Origin of the sequence: Halomonas ramblicola, from assembly GCF_030409215.1 — a bacterium.
Lineage (GTDB): Bacteria > Pseudomonadota > Gammaproteobacteria > Pseudomonadales > Halomonadaceae > Halomonas > Halomonas ramblicola.
The window spans coordinates 141,587-157,706 of the sequence record NZ_JAUFPL010000028.1; the positions used below are offsets into that span (position 1 = coordinate 141,587).

The window sequence follows — 16,120 nt, forward strand, 5'->3', positions numbered from 1 at the left end:
GGCCGGGCACCCGGCGGCTGGATTCTACCATCGATGCAAGGAGAGCCCCATGTCGATTCCCACCGCCCACCGCAGCTGGCGTGATGCCCTGGCGATCTACCTGCGCGCCCCGGTGATCACCATGCTGTTCCTGGGCTTCTCCGCCGGCCTGCCCTTCCTGCTGGTGTTCTCCACCCTCTCGGCCTGGCTGCGCAGCGACGGCGTGGAGGTGGCCGCCATCGGCTTCTTCGCCTGGATCGGCATGCTCTACTCGATCAAGTTCTTCTGGGCCCCGGTGGTGGATCGCCTGGCGCTGCCGTTGCTGACCCGTACGCTGGGACAGCGGCGCAGCTGGATGCTGCTGGCCCAGGGCATGATCGTCGCGGGGCTGATCGGCCTGGCGAGCCTCGACCCCGCCGGCCACCTGCCGCTGGTGGCCGCCTTCGCCCTGCTGGTGGCCTTCGGCTCGGCCACCCAGGACATCGCCATCGACGCTTTCCGCATCGAGTCGGCCCCCGATGACGTCCAGGCGGCCATGGCCTCCACCTACATCATCGGCTATCGCGGCGGCCTGCTGGCGGCCGGCGCCGGGGCCCTCTACGTGGCCTCCTGGCTCTCCTGGGAGGCCGCCTACCTGACCATGGCCGCCCTGGTGGGGGTGGGGGTGGTCACCGTGCTGGTGCGCCCCGAGCCCGCGCGGCTGTCGCTGACCACCCAACTGATCCACGAGCCCCGGGTGCGGGCCTTCCTGCGCACCAGCCGCGGCCGGCCCAAGGCGCTGCGCCGCCTGGGGGCCTGGGTCATCGGCGCCATCGTCTGCCCCTTCACCGACTTCTTCACCCGCCACCGGCGCAAGGCGCTGTGGCTGCTGCTGTTCGTGGCGGTGTTCCGGATCAGCGACCTGGCCATGGCCTCCATGGCCAACCCCCTCTACATCGATCTGGGATTCACGCTGGCCACCATCGCCAACGTCACCAATGTCTTCGGCATCGCCATGAGCATCGGCGGCGGGATCCTCGGCGGGCTGCTGGTGGCACGCTACGGCATCGGCCCCATCCTGGTGCTGGGCGCCACGGCCGCGGCGCTGACCAACCTGCTGTTCACCGCCCTGGCCCTGGCCGGGCAGAGCCTGCCGATGCTGGTGATGGCCATCATCGGCGACAACCTGGCCAACGGCCTGGCCAGCGCGGTGTTCATCGCGTTCCTGTCGAGTCTCACCTCGAGGGCGTATACGGCAACCCAGTACGCGCTGTTCTCCTCGCTGATGACCCTGCCGGGCAAGTTCCTCAGCGGCTTCGGCGGCCTGGTGGTCAGCGGCGAGGGCTATGCCACCTTCTTCCTGGTCTCGACGGCGCTGGGCCTGCCCGCGGTGCTGCTGGCGATCTGGATCAGCCGCGACCGGGAGCTGGTGCCGCCGCCCTCGCCGCGCACCACCTGACGCCGGCGCATTGCTGGATCACTCCGCGAAGATGTCCGGCCAGTGCTCGTCGGCGGCCTGGATGATGGCCGGCAGGTCCCGTTCCCAGCGCCACTGGATCCACCGGCTGTAGTTCAGGTACAGCTTGTCATCGACGATCTTCCACGCCTCGGGAATGGTGGAAGCGGCCTCACCGCGCGCCGCCGCCCAGGCGCACCAGCCGCCGTACTGGGGCGCATAGGCCTCGGGGTCCTGCTGGAAGAGCTCGCGATGCTCGGCCGAGGCGAACTGCCAGGTGGCATCGCGCCATTCCAGTCGATGCTCGGGCAGCCCCGGCACCGGCTGGCCCCGGGTGAAATAGGCCACCGGGTCGGTCCCGCCGATGGCCAGGCCATCGCGGGTGAAGATGCGCCCTTCGTCGGCGGCCACCGGGGCAGCGCTCAGGCCGAACGCCAGGGCGACGGCCAGCAACCCAGCGTGACGTTTCATGGCATGCCTCCTCTCGATCCACCCTACCGAGGTTCTGTCGGGAAGAGGTTCCCCGCCTTACAGGTGGTCCAGTTGCCGGCGCAACCAGTCCAGGGCACCGGGCGTGGTGCGCCACTGGTCGCGCATCAGGGTGCGGTACTGCCAGGCCTCGGCACGGCTGCCGGGCTCGGCCGCACCGTCGTCGGCGCCGGGCACCGGGCGCGGGTGTTCGGCACACAGCATCTTCAGGGCATGGGGATTGTGGCGGCGCACCGTCGCCAGGGCCGCCTCCGCCTCGTCTCCCCGCTCCAGGCGATAGAGGGCCAGCACGCGCCCCAGCAGCAGCCCCAGGGCCGGGCCCTCGGTGCCGCCCTCCGGGGCCTGCTCGCTGACCGTCAGCGCCTCCCGGTCGCGGCCGTCGCGCAGCAGTTGATCGAGCACCAGTTCGCGCAGCCCCAGGCTGTCGTGGTCGTCCAGCGCCAGCAGGCGCTCGGCGAGCCCGCGCGAGCGCTGGCGGGCGCCGCGCTCCATGCCCACCACCAGGGCCAGGCCGGTGCGCAGCAACACGGCGTTGTCGGCATCGTCCCAGGCCAGGGTGCCCGGCCCCTCGGCGGCCACCTGCTCCAGCCAGCGCTCCAGTCGCGCGGCCAGCGGCACGAAGAAGCTCGGCGCCATCCACGGCAGGCTGCCGAAGCGGCTGGTCAGCGCCAGGGCCAGCTCCTGCACCACCACCGGGGCATCCAGCCATTCGGGATGGCTGCACAGCTCGCCCAGCCACTCCGCCGCCTCCTGCCAGGGGTCGTCGTCCAGCCCCAGCGGCGAGTCGGTGACCGCGGCCGCCGGAAAGTGTTCGCGCCAGACGGCGTGCAGGGTGTCCTCCCGGGCGGTGGTGTGATACTCCAGGCGGCCCTGCTCGGTACGCGACACCTCTAGGCGCGGCGCGGTGGGCAGCGCCTCGAGCAGCGCCTGCAGCGAGGCCAGCGGCCCGGCCAGGTCCTCCTCGGCATTGAGCAGCTGTTCGGCCAGGGTGGCCCCGGGATTGGCGGCCAGGTCGGCCAGGAACTGCAGCTGGTCCTGATCCAGGTCGCCCTGGCGCGCCAGGCGACGGAACCAGAAGCGGGCGCGCTCGGCGGCTTCCTGCTCGTGACCTTCGTGGAGCAGCAGCATCGCCTCGATGTAGGCCAGGGTCGGCGAGTCGGGCAGCGCCTGCTGGGCGCGCACGAAGGCGGCCCGGGCGCTGTCCAGGTCGTCGTTGTCGAGGTGCATCAGGCACAGGCGCTCGAGGGCCACGCCACGCAGGAACAGCGGGCCGTGTTCGAGCACCGCGTCGAGCAGCGCCTCGCGCTTGCGATGGAAGCCGCGCTCCTGGTAGAGGTCGATGAGGATCTCGAAGGCCGGCTCGGCCTGTTCCGGCAGGCGCGACCAGTCGCCGCGTCCGAACAGCGATTCGAGGATCTGCTGGGCGCGACCGCGCTGGCCGGTCTCGGCGGCGATCAGTCCCGCCTCGAGCAGCGCCTGGGCCGGTGCCCGGCCGCTCTCCAGGGCGGCCTTGAGGGTCTCGCCCTTCCAGTCGCGCAGCGACAGCATCCACATCAGGTGGCCCGGGACCGAACCGGGCAGGCTCACGGCGCCGCAACAGTGCTTGGTCTTGCGCCCGGAGTCGCACCAGCACGGCTCGTTGCGCCCGGGGCGGGCCAGTGGCTCGCAGCCGAAGTCGAGGCGCTCGAGCGGGGTCTGGCACCACAGCTCCGGCGCCAGCGCCTGGGCCAGCGGCAGGCTCCCGCCCACCAGCTCGGGTCCCTCCTCGCGGGCCCAGGCCATCAAGGTCGGATAGCGCTCGTCACGGCGAATCGCCGTGAGCGCCCCCGAGGCAAACCCCAGCAGCTGTTCCACCCATACTGCCAGCATCGCACACTCCACCGTCCGGAAAACGGCACAGTCTAACAGCCCGCCGAGGCGCTTGGCAGCCGGTCAGTGGCGTGCCCACTCCAACAGCGGCCGGGTGCGGGCGTGCATGTCGAGCCGCGCGCCGAGGCGCACCAGATTCCAGTAGTGGCCGTTCAGGGTGCGCGACAGCAGCAGGGTGTCGGCGGGCGGCTGCAGGCGGTCCATGGCCGCCCAGACCCGCGGCGACAGCTCACGCAGCCGGCGATGCACCCGCACGTCGGCGAAGTCCTGCTCGCCGGGGGCGAACAGCGCCGAGACCGCCTCGGCGGACTCCCGATAGAGCGCCAGCGGTGCCCCCTGGCCCTGGCGGCCGCCGAGGGCGAGCAGCGCCGCGTCCATGGCCATGGGGTCGCCGGCCAGGGTGGCATCCAGCAGGCGTACCATGGCCTTCAGGCGCGCCTCGGGCACCGGGATCACCGCCCCCAGGTCGTAGATCACCAGCCGCCCCCGGTCGTCGGCGGCGAAGTTGCCGGCATGGGGGTCGGCATGCAGCTCGCCGTGGGTGAAGAGCTCCTCGGTGAGCCAGTCGGCGAGCGTCACGGCGATGCGCTGGCGACTGGCGTCGTCGGTCCCCTCCAGCTCGCGCAGCGGCGTGCCCGGCACGTGGCGCATGGCCAGCACCCGCTCGCCGCAGAGGTCGGGCAGCGGCTCGGGGATCACCAGGCCCGGGAGGTGGGCATAGCGCGCCCGGTAGCGAGCCAGCGCCGCGGCCTCGGCACGGTAGTCGAGCTCGCCGCGCAGGCTCGCCGCCAGCTCCTCGAAGAGCGCGTCGAGACGCGCCTGGGGCACCTTGAGCCAGCGGCCCAGGCGCATCAGGCGCCGCACCTGGGCCAGGTCGCCCTCCAGCACCTCGACGAGCCCCGGATACTGCACCTTGAGCACCAGGCTCTCGCCGTCACGGGTCAGGGCGCGATGCACCTGGCCCATGGAGGCGCTGGCGAAGGGACGCTCCTCCACCTCGCGGAAGTGGCGGGCCAGGTCGCCGTACTGGGCCTCCAGGGTGTTGCGGATCGCTGCCCAGGGCATGGGCTCGGCCTGGCGCTGCAGGCGCGAGAGCTCGTCGGCCAGGTCCGGCGGCAGCAGGTCGTCCCACTGGGCCATGATCTGCGCCAGCTTCATGGCCGGCCCCTTGAGCTCGGCGAGCCCCTCGAACAGCGCCTCGCCGAGCGCCCGCCAGTCGGCCTGGCCGCCCAGCCGAGTGCGGATCACGGCGCCACCGGTCCGCGCCCCGAGGCCCAACAGCCGCCGCGTCCTGCCTCGCTCGCGCATCGGCTCGCTCCCCCGCTCGAGGTCAAGTGATACAAGGATTGTACATCATCCGACGCCAGTGCCCCCTGGCCAGGACGCCTGGATACTGGAAGAATGTCCATGTCTTCAGGAACGAGACCGCCATGCGCCTGATCATCGCCGAGAAACCCAGCCTGGCCCGCGCCATCGCCGATGCCCTGCCCGGCTCGCCCCGCCGCGAGGACGGCGCGCTGGCGGCGGGCGATACCACCGTCACCTGGTGCCTGGGCCACCTGCTCGAGCAGGCGCCCCCCGACGCCTACGACCCGGCCCTCAAGCAGTGGCGCCTGGATACCCTACCCATCCTCCCCGACCGCTGGCGGCTCACGCCGCGCCCCAAGGCCCGCGGCCAGTTGGCGGTGATCCGCCGCCTGCTCAAGGGAGCCCGGGAGGTGGTGCACGCCGGCGACCCGGACCGCGAGGGCCAGCTGCTGGTGCAGGAGGTGATCGACTACCTGGGCTGGAAGGGGCCGGTGTCCAGGCTGCTGGTCAGCGACCTCAACCGCCCGGCGGTGCAGCGCGCCCTGGGCCGCCTGGAGGACAACGCCCGCTACCAGCCACTGTATCGCGCCGCCGAGTCGCGGGCCCGCGCCGACTGGCTCTACGGCATCAACCTGTCCCGCGCCTGGACCCTCACCGGCCGCCAGGCCGGCCACGACGGGGTGCTCTCGGTGGGCCGGGTGCAGACCCCGGTGCTGGGCCTGGTGGTGCGCCGTGACGCCGAGATCCGCGACTTCGTGCCCAAGCCCTTCTACGTGCTGTGGGTCGACCTGGCGGTGACCCGCGGCGAGCTGCGCGCCTGGTGGGTGCCGGGCGAGGGCCGGCCGCTGGACGACCAGGGCCGGCTGCTGGCCCGGGAGCCCGCCGCCGAACTGGCCGAGCGGCTGCCCGGTGCCGAGGGACGGCTGACGAGGCTGACCCGCCAGGACAAGCGCCAGGCCGCTCCCCTGCCCTACTCGCTGTCGGCGCTGCAGGTGGATGCCGCGCGCCGTTACGGGCTCTCCGCCAAGGCGGTGCTGGACACCTGCCAGGCCCTCTACGAGCGCCATCGGCTGATCACCTACCCGCGCTCGGACTGCCGCTACCTGCCCGAGGAGCACTTCGCCGGCGCGCGCGGTACCCTGGAGGGCGCCTGCCGGGACGACGCCACCCTGCGCGAGTGGCTCGCCGGCGCCGACTTCTCGCGCCGCTCCAAGGCCTGGAACGACAAGCGGGTGGGCGCCCACCATGCGCTGGCTCCCACCGGCCGACCGGCGGACACCGCCCGGCTCTCGGCTACCGAGGCCAAGGTCTTCCGGTTGATCGCCCGCAACGTCCTGGCGCAGTTCTATCCCGCGCTTGCCACCCGCGAGGTGAAGGCGGAGTTCGTCATCCTGGAAGAGATCTTCCGTGCCCGCGGCCAGGAGATCCTCGACCCCGGCTGGAAGCCGCTGTTCACCACCCGCGACGAGGCCCCGCCACTGCCGCCGCTCAGCGAGGGCGAGGCGTGCCGGGTCAGGGAAGCCGGCGTGGAGGACCGCGAGACTCGCCCGCCGGAACCCTTCACCGACGCCAGCCTGATCAAGGCGATGATGAACATCGCCCGCTACGTCGACGACGCCGCGGTGAAGCGCACCCTGCGCGAGCACGACGGCCTGGGCACCGAGGCGACCCGTGCCGGCATCCTCGAGACCCTGGTGGAGCGCGGCTACCTGGTGCGCCGCCAGAAGGCCCTGCGCGCCACCCGCCTGGGCAACGCGCTGATCGCCTCGCTGCCCGAGGCGGCGAGCCGCCCCGAGCGCACCGCCCTCTGGGAGCAGCGTCTCTCGGCCATCGCCGAGCGGGAGGCCGACCCCGCGCCCTTCCTCGCCGCCCTGGTGGAGGACCTGCGCGGCCTGCTCGGGGCCGCCGACGCCGGCCGGCTGCGCCAGGCGCTCGCCAGCGCCCAGGGCGAGGAGGCCGCTCCCAGGGCGGCCGAGTCACCCCGGCGTCGGCGCGGCGCGGCATCGCACCGCAGTGGCAAGGGCAGCGTGCGCCGCTCGCCTCGCCGTGGCAAGGAGAGCCCATGACCGCCATCGAGACGCACTGGGTCGTCGGCCCCGGCGCCATCGGCCGGCTCATCGCCCTGCGCCTGGCTGGTGGCGGAAACCGGGTAGCGCTGGTCGGTCGCCGCACACTGCCCGCACAACAGTGGCTGTTTCCCCCGGAGGGCGCACCGCTCCAGCGGACGGTGGCCTGTACCACCCTCGACACACCACCGCCCTTCGCGCCGGATATCGTGCACCTGACCACCAAGGCCTATGCCGCCGAGGCGGCTTATGACGCCGTATCCACCGCCCTGCCCCCGAACACGCCGCTGATGCTGTGGCAGAACGGCTTCGACGTCCAGCCGCGGCTCACCGAGCGCCACCCCGGGCCGGTGCTGTGCGCCACCACCACCGAGGGCGCCTACGTGGAGGGCGACGACCGGGTCGTCCATGCCGGCCACGGCGAGACCCTGGTGGGCGCCCTGGACGGCGGCCACGCCGCGCTGGCCCGGACACTGGCCGGGGTACTGAGGCGCAGCGGCCTGCCATGCCGGGCGGTGGACGATATCCGCACCCGGCTGTGGCACAAGCTCGCCGTCAACGCCGCCATCAACCCGCTGGTGGCGCGCCACCGCATCCGCAACGGCGAGCTCCGCGACGACGCCTTCCACCCCGCGGTGGAGGCGATCATCGCGGAGCTGGCGACGATCCTCGCCGCCGAGGGCATCGCGCCCCCCACAGGCGAAGGCCTCGACGGCTGGCGGGCCCTGGTATGGCGCGTGGTGGAGGCTACCGCCGGCAACCGCGCCTCCATGCTCCAGGACGTGCTGGCCGGCCGACCCACCGAACACGCGGCGATCCTCGGCCCGCTGCTGGCGGCGGCGAACCGCCATGGCCTGGCGGCACCGCGACTTGCCGAACTGCACGCCTGGCTGGCGGATCACGCTGCGCCTTGCTAACTTGTATAGATCCATAACGACTCGCCCTGCGGCCCCTCCCCACCGGCTTTCCCCCTGGCCGCAGCGCAAGGACAGGGATCATCATGCCGAGGGGTTCCGCCACCGCCACCCTGGCGGTCTGTCTGGCCATCGCCGCCTGCCCCCTGGCGTCGGCCGAGGACGCGACGCCGTCCTTCGCCGGCCAGCGGGCCGACCTCATGCACCTCGACAATGGCGTGGTGATCGAAGGACGCGATATCGAGACGCCGGACGGCTACACCTCCGGCTTCCGCCTCATCGCCGGCTTCACGCCGGTACGGCTGCCGAGGCTCGACCTGGGCGCCGAGTTCAGCTACCGCGAGAGCGACGAGGTACCGACCCATCTCGGCGAGCAGAGCCTGCTGCTCGATACCGTGAGCCTGGGCGGCAGCCTGGTGGCCGGCGTCCGCCTCGGTCGGCTGGGGCTCTACGCCAAGTCCGGCCTGGTGGGCTGGGAAGGCGACGCGGTGATTCCCCGCGACGCCCTCGATTCGGCGGGTACCACCCGGGTCCAGGGCCTGGGCGCCCGACTCCAGTTCAACCATTTCGTCAGCCGCCTGGTGTTCGAGGAGTACGACGCCCCCGACATGGCGCACCTCAACCTGATCACCGCCTCGGTGCATATTCCCTTCTAGCTGGACGCTGCAAGCAGATTGCAGGAGGCCAATTTATTGGGCGATGGAGGCGCAGGCCTCCCGGCGGTGTTAATCGACGCCCCGTGACACCGCCGGGCGCCTGACGGCGCCAGTCGCGCAACATAGTTGCCCTCCTACGATAATCCTCCCTCTTTGCTCAGCCGGTGTTGCGCAGCCCCGCGGCGATGCCCGCCATGGTCACCATCAGCGCCCGCGACAGGTCGGCGCTGATCGCCCCGTCGGCGTCGCGGTTACGCTGCAGCAGCTCGGCCTGCAGGCCGTGCAGCGGATCGATGTAGGGGTTGCGCACCGCGATGGCCTGGTAGATCAACGGGGTCTTCTCCAGCAGCTCCTCCTGCTGGAGGATCTGCAGCAGCACCTGGTTCAGGCGCCCGAAACGCTCGCGCAGGCGATGGCCCAGCGCCTTGAGCGCCGGCTCGTCCACCAGGCGATGCTCGTAGTAGGCGGCGATGCCCACGTCGGCCTTGGCCAGCAGCATCTCCAGCATGTCCAGGTAGGTGCCGAAGAAGGGCCAGCGGTCGCGCATCTCCTGCAGCAGCTCGAGGCCGCCCGGCTCCTCCAGGCGCCGGGCGAAGGCCTCGCCGCTGCCCAGCCAGGCCGGCAGCATCAGGCGGATCTGGGTCCAGGCGAAGATCCAGGGAATGGCGCGCAGGGTCTCGACGCCGCCGTCCTGGCGACGCTTGGTGGGCCGCGAGCCCAGCGGCAGCCGGCCCAGCGAGCCTTCCGGGGTCACCGAGCGGAAGTAGGGCACGAAGTCGGGATCCTCGCGCACCACCCCCACGTAGGCGCGATGCGCCACTTCGGCCAGGCGATCCATCTCCTCGCGCCAGTGGGGCTCGGGCGACGGTGGCGGCAGCAGGGTCGCCTCCAGCACCGCACAGGCATAGATCTCCATGGAGCGCAGGGCGATCTCCGGCTGGCCGAACTTGAAGCGGATCATCTCGCCCTGCTCGGTCACCCGCAGGCTGCCGTTCACCGAACCCGGCGGCTGGGAGAGGATGGCCGCATGGGCCGGACCGCCGCCACGCCCCACGGTGCCGCCGCGGCCGTGGAAGAGGGTCAGGTCGACGCCGTGGCGCTCGCACACCTCGACCAGGGTCTCCTGGGCCCGGTACTGGGCCCAGGCGGCGGCCAGCTGGCCGGCGTCCTTGGCCGAGTCGGAGTAGCCGATCATCACTTCCTGGCGATCGCCGACCAGGGCCCGGTAGCCGGGCAGCGCCAGCAGGCGGTCGATCACCTCGCCGGCGTGGTTGAGGTCGTCCAGGGTCTCGAACAACGGTGCGATGGGCAGGGTCACCTCGCCGCCCACCTCCTTCATCAACAGCGCCACGCTGAGCACGTCGGAGGGCTGGCCGGCCATGGAGATGATGTAGGTCCCCAGCGCCTCGGCCTCGTCGCTGGCGATCACCCGGAAGGTGTCGATCACCTCCCGGGTTTCCGGCGAGCACTCCCAGCGCCGCGGGATCAGCGGGCGTCGTGAGGCCAACTCCTCGAGCAGGAAGGCCTGGCGCTGCTCCTCGCTCCAGTCGCGGTAGTGACCGAGTCCCAGGCCGTCGGTGAGCTCCTCCATCACCTGGGCGTGACGGCCCGCTTCCTGGCGGATATCGAGCTTGGTCAGGGTCACGCCGAACACCGCCACCCGGCGCAGGGTGTCGAGCAGCGCGCCGTTGGCGATGGTGTCGAGCCCCACGTCACACAACGAGCGGTAGCAGGTCAGCAGCGGCGCATAGAGCTGCTCGCGGCTCTCGATGATCGGGCCGGCGTCGAAGGGCTTGCCGTCCAGGCACGCCTTGGCCCAGTCGCGGGTCGCCTCGACCCGCGCCACCAGCCGCTTGAGCAGCTCCCGGTAGGGTTCGGCCACGTCGCCCACCTCGGCCTTGAGCGCGCTGTTGGCCTTCCACATCGAGAGCTCGGCCTTGAGCTGCTCGAGGTCACGCAGGTAGAGGTCGGCGGCCATCCAACGACCCAGCAGCAGCACCTCGCGGGTCACCTTGGCGGTGACATTGGGATTGCCGTCGCGATCGCCGCCCATCCAGGAGGCGTAACGAATCGGGGCGGCATCCAGCGGCAGCCGCTCGCCGGCGGTCTCCAGCAGCAGGTTGTCCAGGTCGCGATGGAAGTCCGGCACCGCCTGCCACAGGGAGTTCTCGATCACCGCGAAGCCCCACTTGGCCTCGTCCACCGGGGTGGGCCGCTCGTGGCGGATCTCGTCGGTGTGCCAGGCCTGGCTGATCAACTCCTCCAGGCGCCCCTGGGCGCGGGCGCCGCGCTCCGGATAGTCGGCGGAGGACTCGATGGCGGTGAGGCAGTCGTCGATGCCGTCGTACTTCTGGATCAGGGTGCGGCGGATGACCTCGGTGGGGTGGGCGGTGAGCACCAGTTCGACGCGCATGGCGTCGAGCGTCTCCACCAGCTTGCGCGGGCTGTTGCCGGCCCGGCGGGCCCGCTCCAGCAGCTCGGCGAGCACCGGCTGGCTACCCGGCCGGTAGTCCTCCACCCGGCGGAAGCGCGCCCGGTAGTGCTGCTCGGCGATGTTGGCCAGGTTGAGGAACTGGTTGAAGGCGCGGGTCACCGGCAGCAGGTCGCGGTCGGGCAGGCGGCGCAGGTAGTCGATCAGCTCGCGCTGCCCCTGGTCGTCGCCCTGGCGGCCGCGCTTGGCGAAGCCGCGGATGGCCTCGATCTTGTCGACGAAGCCAACCCCCAGGTCGTCGGCGATGGTGCGCCCCAGGCTGTCGCCCAGGATGCGGACGTTGTCACGCAGGGACTCGTGCAGGTCGTGGCTCATGGCCGCGTCTCTCCGGATGTGGTGGGACAGTCGGTCGTCTCGTGGCGCTTGGCGGCCTGCCAGTGGCGTTCCATGGCGTCGAGGCCGGCCTCGGCGGGCGCCACGCCCTCGTCGGCCAGGGCCGCCTCCACGTGGCGGAAACGTCGCTCGAACTTGGCGTTGGTGGCACGCAGGCACTGTTCGGGGTCGGCCTTGAGGGTCCGCGCCAGGTTGCTCACCGCGAACAGCAGGTCGCCGACCTCGCTGGCGGCGTGGTCGCGATCACCGCCCGCCAGGGCGTCCTCCACCTCGTCGAGCTCCTCGCGGATCTTGGCGATCACGCCGCGCGAGTCGGGCCAGTCGAAGCCGACCCGGGCGGCGCGCTTGGAGAGCTTGGCCGCCCTCGACAGCGCCGGCAGGGTGCGCGGCACATCATCCAGAACCGACGCCGCGGCGACGTCGAGCACCGAGGCCGCCTCGCCCTCCCCGGCCCGCGCCTCGCGCTCCTCGGCCTTGATCGCCTCCCAGCGGGAGTTGACCAGGCGCGCCTCGACCTCCTCGGCGCTGACCCCGGCCGGCCGCCGCGAGGCCAGGGTACCGTCGGGGAAGACGTGGGGATGGCGGCGCAGCATCTTGGCGGTCAGGGTGTGGACCACGTCGTGGAAGTCGAAGCGCCCCTCCTCGGCGGCGAACTGGCCGTAGTAGACCACCTGGAACAGCAGGTCGCCGAGCTCGCCGGGCAGCTCGTCGAAGTCACGCCGCTCGATGGCATCGGCCACCTCGTAGGCCTCCTCCAGGGTATGGGGCACGATGGAGTCCCAGTCCTGCTCGAGGTCCCAGGGACAGCCCTGGTCGGGATCGCGCAGCACCGCCATCAGGGTCAGCAGGTCGTCGAGATCGTGGCGTTCGCTCATGCGGGCCTCCCCTTGCGCTTGCCGGGCTTGCCTCCGCTGCGCAGGCGGTGCACCTCGATGACGTTGGGCAGCTGCTGGATCCGCGAGAACAGCCGGCCCAGGGTCTCCAGGCCGTCCACCTCCAGGGTGATGGTCAGGCGCGCGATGCCGTCGTCGCTGTCGGTGTGGGTGTTGACCGCCAGGACGTTGACCTTCTCGTTGCCCAGCACCCCGGTGACGTCGCGCAGCAGGCCGGAGCGGTCCCAGGCCTGGATCTCGATGTCCACCGGGTACTGGGTGCGGGCGCGCTCGCCCCACTCCACCTCGATGATGCGCTGGGGCTCCTCCAGGCGTAGCTGGAGGATGTTGGGGCAGTCCTGGCGGTGCACGGTGACGCCGCGCCCCTGGGTGATGAAGCCGACGATGGGCTCGCCGGGCACCGGGTGGCAGCAGTTGGCCATGCTGGTCTTGAGGTTGCCCACGCCGAGCACGGTGATGTCGCTCTGGCCGGCCTTGCCGGGGCCCTTGCGCGGCTTGGCCAGCAGGCGGTCGAGCTGCTCCTGGTCGTCGGACTCGCCGAACAGCTGCTGGGCCTGGTGTAGCACCTGGCCGATGCGCAGGTCGCCGGCGCCGAGCGCCGCGTACATGTCGTCGGGCGTGACGTAGTTGACCTTGTGCGCCAGGGTCTCGAGGTCCATATCCTCGAGATCGAGGCGCCGCATCTCGCGCTCGAAGAGCGCACGGCCCTCCTCGAGATTCTGGTCGCGGGCCTGGTGCTTGAACCACGCCTGGATCTTGGAGCGGGCCCGGGAGGTGCGCACATAGCCCAGGCTGGGGTTGAGCCAGTCGCGGCTGGGACCGCCCTTGCTGGCGGTGAGGATCTCCACCTGCTGGCCGGTCCGGAGCTTGTAGGTAAGCGGCACGATGCGCCCGTTGACCTTGGCGCCGCGGCAGCGGTGGCCCACCTCGGTGTGCACCCGGTAGGCGAAGTCGATGGGCGTGGCCACCCGCGGCAGGTCGATGACGTGCCCGTCGGGCGTGAAGACGTAGATGCGGTCCGGCGCCACGTCGCTGGACAGGCCCTCGCGCAGGTCGCCGAAGTCGCCGACCTCCTCCTGCCACTCGAGCACCTGGCGCAGCCAGGCGATCTTCTCCTCGTAGCTGGTGCTCTTGGCCTTGGTGTCGTGGCCCTTGTAGCGCCAGTGGGCGCAGACCCCGAGCTCGGCCTCCTCGTGCATGGCGAAGGTGCGGATCTGGATCTCCAACACCTTGTTCTCGGGGCCGATCACCGCGGTGTGCAGCGACTGGTAGCCGTTCTTCTTGGGATTGGCGATGTAGTCGTCGAACTCGTGGGGCACGTGATGCCAGCGCGAGTGGACCAGCCCCAGCACGGTGTAGCAGTCGGCCACCTCGGGCACCAGGATGCGCACCGCGCGGATGTCGTGGACCTGTGAGAAGTCGATGCGCTTGCGCTTCATCTTCCGCCAGATCGAGTAGATGTGCTTGGCCCGGCCGTCCACCTCGTAGCGGGTGATGCCCTGGGCCTCGAGCAGCCCCTCGAGGGTGGTGACCACGTCGGTGATGTAGCGGTCGCGGTCGACGCGCTTCTCGGCCAGTTGGCGGGCGATGGCCTTGTAGTCGTCCTCGTGGAGGTAGCGGAAGGAGAGATCCTCGAGCTCCCACTTGAGGTGGCCGATGCCCAGCCGATGGGCCAGGGGCGCATAGATGTCGAACACCTCGCGGGCCACCCGCATCTGCTTCTCGCGCGGCACGTCCTTGACCTGGCGCAGAGCGCAGGTGCGCTCACTGATCTTGATCAGGGCGACGCGCACGTCGTCGATCATGTTGACCAGCATCTTGCGCAGGTTGTCCTGCTGGTCGTGCTGGCCCATGTCATGGCTGGGCAGTTGGGTGGCGCTGATCGCCGCCATCTGCAGCACGCCGTCGATCAGCCGGGCGACCTCGTCGCCGAACTGCTTGGCGATCGCCTCGAGGCCGATGAGCCCCTCGCGGACGGCGCGGTAGAGGACGGCGGCCTCCAGCGCCGCCTGGTCGAGCTTGAGCTCGCCGAGGATGTCGGCCATCTCCAGCCCCATGCGGAAGCTCGAGCCGTTCTCGAGCCAGCGACGATGGGGGCGTCCGGATTCCCGTTCGAGCCCTTCGGCGAGCCGGCAGGCCTCGCGCAGCTCGTCCGCATCGCGCAGCTTGACGTCCTCCTGCAGCCGGGAGAGCCACAGGTCGATATCGACGCGCCCCGTCTCGGTGAGGGGCTGCTCTTCACGGACCTTAACCATCGGATGATGCTCCTTGCCGCTGCCGTCGCGTCCGCGGATGTTCGAACAGCAGCATCGATTCCAGGTGAGAGGTATGCACGAACATGTCGGCCATGGCGCAGCGCGCCAGGCGGTAGCCGCCATGCACGAGGCGTGCCGCATCCCGGGCCAGGGTGGCCGGATCGCAGGAGACGTAGAGCACCCTCGGCACCGGCGCTTCGACCAGGGCCTGGACCGCCGCCTCGGCGCCGTCGCGGGGCGGGTCCAGCAGCAGGGTGTCGGGCCGCTGCTCGGCGAGCAACTCGGCCACCGCTGCCGCCTGCCCCAGGTCGGCCTGGCGGGCCGCCACCGCGAGGCCATTGCGCCGGGCATTGTCGGCGAGCCGCTCGACCATGGCCGGGCTGCCCTCCACCGCCACGACCCGCGCAGTGGTAGACGCCAACGGCAGGCTGAAGTTGCCGATTCCGGCGAAGAGATCCAGCACCCGTTCGCCGGCGAGGCCCTCGAGCCAGGCCAGGGCGGTGGCCACCATGCGCCGGTTGACCTCGCCGTTGGCCTGCAGGAAGTCGCCGGGGACGAAGCCCAGGGCGATATCGCCGGCGGCCCCCGGCACGCGACAGCTCAGCGTCGGCGCCTCGGTGAGCCACTCGAGGTTCGGCGACTCGCGCCCGGCGAGGCATGCCAGGTACAGGCCCTGCTCGGCGGCGAAGTCGCACCAGCGTTGGGCATCGCCGGCGTGTTCGCGCAGCTGGCGCACCACCAGTACCACCCCCTGGTCGCTGTCGAGCAGTTCCAGGTGACCGACATGGCGTGGCGCCTCCAGGCAAGCCAGGTGACGGCGCAGCGGCGCCAGCAGCGCCTCCAGGGCCGGCACCAGGATGGGGCAGCGGTCGAGATCCACCAAGCGGTGGCTGTGGCGGGCTCGGAAACCGAGATGGAGGGCGCCCTCGGCGTCCACCTTGACGCCCAGCCGGGCGCGGCGCCGGTAGCCCTCCGCGGCCCCGGCCAGCAGCTCCGGCTCCCCCGGGACCTCGAGCCCCTGGCGGGCCAGCAGCTCGAGGAGCACCGTCTGCTTGTGGCGCCGCTGGGCGGGCACGGCCAGGTGCTGGAGGTCACAGCCGCCGCAACGCGCGAAGTGGGGACAGGGTGGCTCGACGCGTTCGGCGACCGGTGCGAGGAGCTCGCGCACATGCCCCTCGTCGAAGCGCTGGCGGGTGCGATGCACCGCCACCGCGACGCGCTCGCCGGGCAGCGCCCCCTCGACGAACAGCGTCTTGCCGGTCGCCTCCCGGACCAGGCCGCGGCCGTCGTGGGCCAGGCGCTCGATGACCACCGGCCCCTCCTCCTCGTGGGGCCGCGGACGGGGGGCGCCGCCCTGTGGCGACTGGCGACCCTGCAGGCCGGAGACGCCCGACCGCTCGCGGCGCGGGCGGCGCTTGCCGAGCATCGCCAC

General features: G+C 71.6%; 11 protein-coding genes. 4 read left to right on the forward strand and 7 right to left on the reverse strand.

The window, feature by feature from the left end:
* Nucleotides 1-49: 49 nt before the first annotated feature.
* Complete coding sequence (locus tag QWY80_RS11725; RefSeq protein ID WP_290231659.1) at nt 50-1,417, forward strand: AmpG family muropeptide MFS transporter; 1,368 nt, start codon at nt 50-52, stop codon at nt 1,415-1,417.
* 18 nt (nt 1,418-1,435) lie between these two features.
* Here QWY80_RS11725 and QWY80_RS11730 read toward each other — a convergent pair whose 3' ends face one another.
* The 3 genes from QWY80_RS11730 to QWY80_RS11740 form a co-directional block, all read right to left on the reverse strand.
* Nucleotides 1,436-1,885 carry a YHS domain-containing (seleno)protein gene (locus QWY80_RS11730; protein WP_290231662.1) on the reverse strand — a complete coding sequence of 150 codons (450 nt, stop codon included), beginning with the start codon at nt 1,883-1,885 and terminating at the stop codon, nt 1,436-1,438.
* Nucleotides 1,886-1,942: 57 nt separating this feature from the next.
* The gene (locus QWY80_RS11735) at nt 1,943-3,772 is read right to left on the reverse strand and encodes an SEC-C domain-containing protein (protein WP_290231664.1); all 1,830 of its coding nucleotides are present in this window, start codon (nt 3,770-3,772) and stop codon (nt 1,943-1,945) included.
* Nucleotides 3,773-3,835: 63 nt separating this feature from the next.
* Entirely contained in the window at nt 3,836-5,080 is a 1,245-nt protein-coding gene (locus tag QWY80_RS11740; protein ID WP_290231667.1) for an ABC1 kinase family protein, read from the reverse strand.
* Between the two features lie 122 nt (nt 5,081-5,202).
* On the opposite strand from QWY80_RS11740, the gene QWY80_RS11745 reads away from it, so the two are divergent.
* The 3 genes from QWY80_RS11745 (at nt 5,203) to QWY80_RS11755 (ending at nt 8,716) form a co-directional block, all read left to right on the forward strand.
* On the forward strand, nt 5,203-7,146 hold the full coding sequence (locus tag QWY80_RS11745; RefSeq protein ID WP_290231668.1) for a DNA topoisomerase III: 1,944 nt from the start codon (nt 5,203-5,205) through the stop codon (nt 7,144-7,146).
* On the forward strand, nt 7,143-8,063 hold the full coding sequence (locus QWY80_RS11750) for a ketopantoate reductase family protein (protein WP_290231670.1): 921 nt from the start codon (nt 7,143-7,145) through the stop codon (nt 8,061-8,063). Before QWY80_RS11745 ends, QWY80_RS11750 begins: the two co-directional genes overlap by 4 nt.
* Before the next feature lie 83 nt (nt 8,064-8,146).
* Complete coding sequence (locus QWY80_RS11755) at nt 8,147-8,716, forward strand: hypothetical protein (protein ID WP_290231672.1); 570 nt, start codon at nt 8,147-8,149, stop codon at nt 8,714-8,716.
* 157 nt (nt 8,717-8,873) lie between these two features.
* Here QWY80_RS11755 and ppc read toward each other — a convergent pair whose 3' ends face one another.
* From ppc to QWY80_RS11775, 4 genes are read right to left on the reverse strand one after another with little or no spacing between them, the layout of a single operon-like run.
* A complete protein-coding gene (gene ppc, locus QWY80_RS11760) occupies nt 8,874-11,522 on the reverse strand; it encodes a phosphoenolpyruvate carboxylase (protein WP_290231674.1) in 2,649 nt (882 codons plus the stop codon).
* A complete protein-coding gene (gene mazG, locus QWY80_RS11765; protein ID WP_290231676.1) occupies nt 11,519-12,415 on the reverse strand; it encodes a nucleoside triphosphate pyrophosphohydrolase in 897 nt (298 codons plus the stop codon). The genes ppc and mazG overlap by 4 nt, the downstream gene beginning before the upstream one ends.
* A complete protein-coding gene (relA, locus tag QWY80_RS11770; protein ID WP_290231678.1) occupies nt 12,412-14,688 on the reverse strand; it encodes a GTP diphosphokinase in 2,277 nt (758 codons plus the stop codon). The genes mazG and relA overlap by 4 nt, the downstream gene beginning before the upstream one ends.
* On the reverse strand, nt 14,681-16,120 hold the full coding sequence (locus QWY80_RS11775; protein ID WP_290231681.1) for a methyltransferase domain-containing protein: 1,440 nt from the start codon (nt 16,118-16,120) through the stop codon (nt 14,681-14,683). The genes relA and QWY80_RS11775 overlap by 8 nt, the downstream gene beginning before the upstream one ends.

Excerpts from the sequence above, each read along its gene's own strand:
- QWY80_RS11725 (WP_290231659.1), top strand. The coding sequence starts at position 50 with ATGTCGATTCCCACCGCCCACCGCAGCTGGCGTGATGCCCTGGCGATC.
- QWY80_RS11730 (WP_290231662.1), bottom strand. The coding sequence starts at position 1,885 with ATGAAACGTCACGCTGGGTTGCTGGCCGTCGCCCTGGCGTTCGGCCTG.
- QWY80_RS11735 (WP_290231664.1), bottom strand. The coding sequence starts at position 3,772 with ATGCTGGCAGTATGGGTGGAACAGCTGCTGGGGTTTGCCTCGGGGGCG.
- QWY80_RS11740 (WP_290231667.1), bottom strand. The coding sequence starts at position 5,080 with ATGCGCGAGCGAGGCAGGACGCGGCGGCTGTTGGGCCTCGGGGCGCGG.
- QWY80_RS11745 (WP_290231668.1), top strand. The coding sequence starts at position 5,203 with ATGCGCCTGATCATCGCCGAGAAACCCAGCCTGGCCCGCGCCATCGCC.
- QWY80_RS11750 (WP_290231670.1), top strand. The coding sequence starts at position 7,143 with ATGACCGCCATCGAGACGCACTGGGTCGTCGGCCCCGGCGCCATCGGC.
- QWY80_RS11755 (WP_290231672.1), top strand. The coding sequence starts at position 8,147 with ATGCCGAGGGGTTCCGCCACCGCCACCCTGGCGGTCTGTCTGGCCATC.
- ppc (WP_290231674.1), bottom strand. The coding sequence starts at position 11,522 with ATGAGCCACGACCTGCACGAGTCCCTGCGTGACAACGTCCGCATCCTG.
- mazG (WP_290231676.1), bottom strand. The coding sequence starts at position 12,415 with ATGAGCGAACGCCACGATCTCGACGACCTGCTGACCCTGATGGCGGTG.
- relA (WP_290231678.1), bottom strand. The coding sequence starts at position 14,688 with ATGGTTAAGGTCCGTGAAGAGCAGCCCCTCACCGAGACGGGGCGCGTC.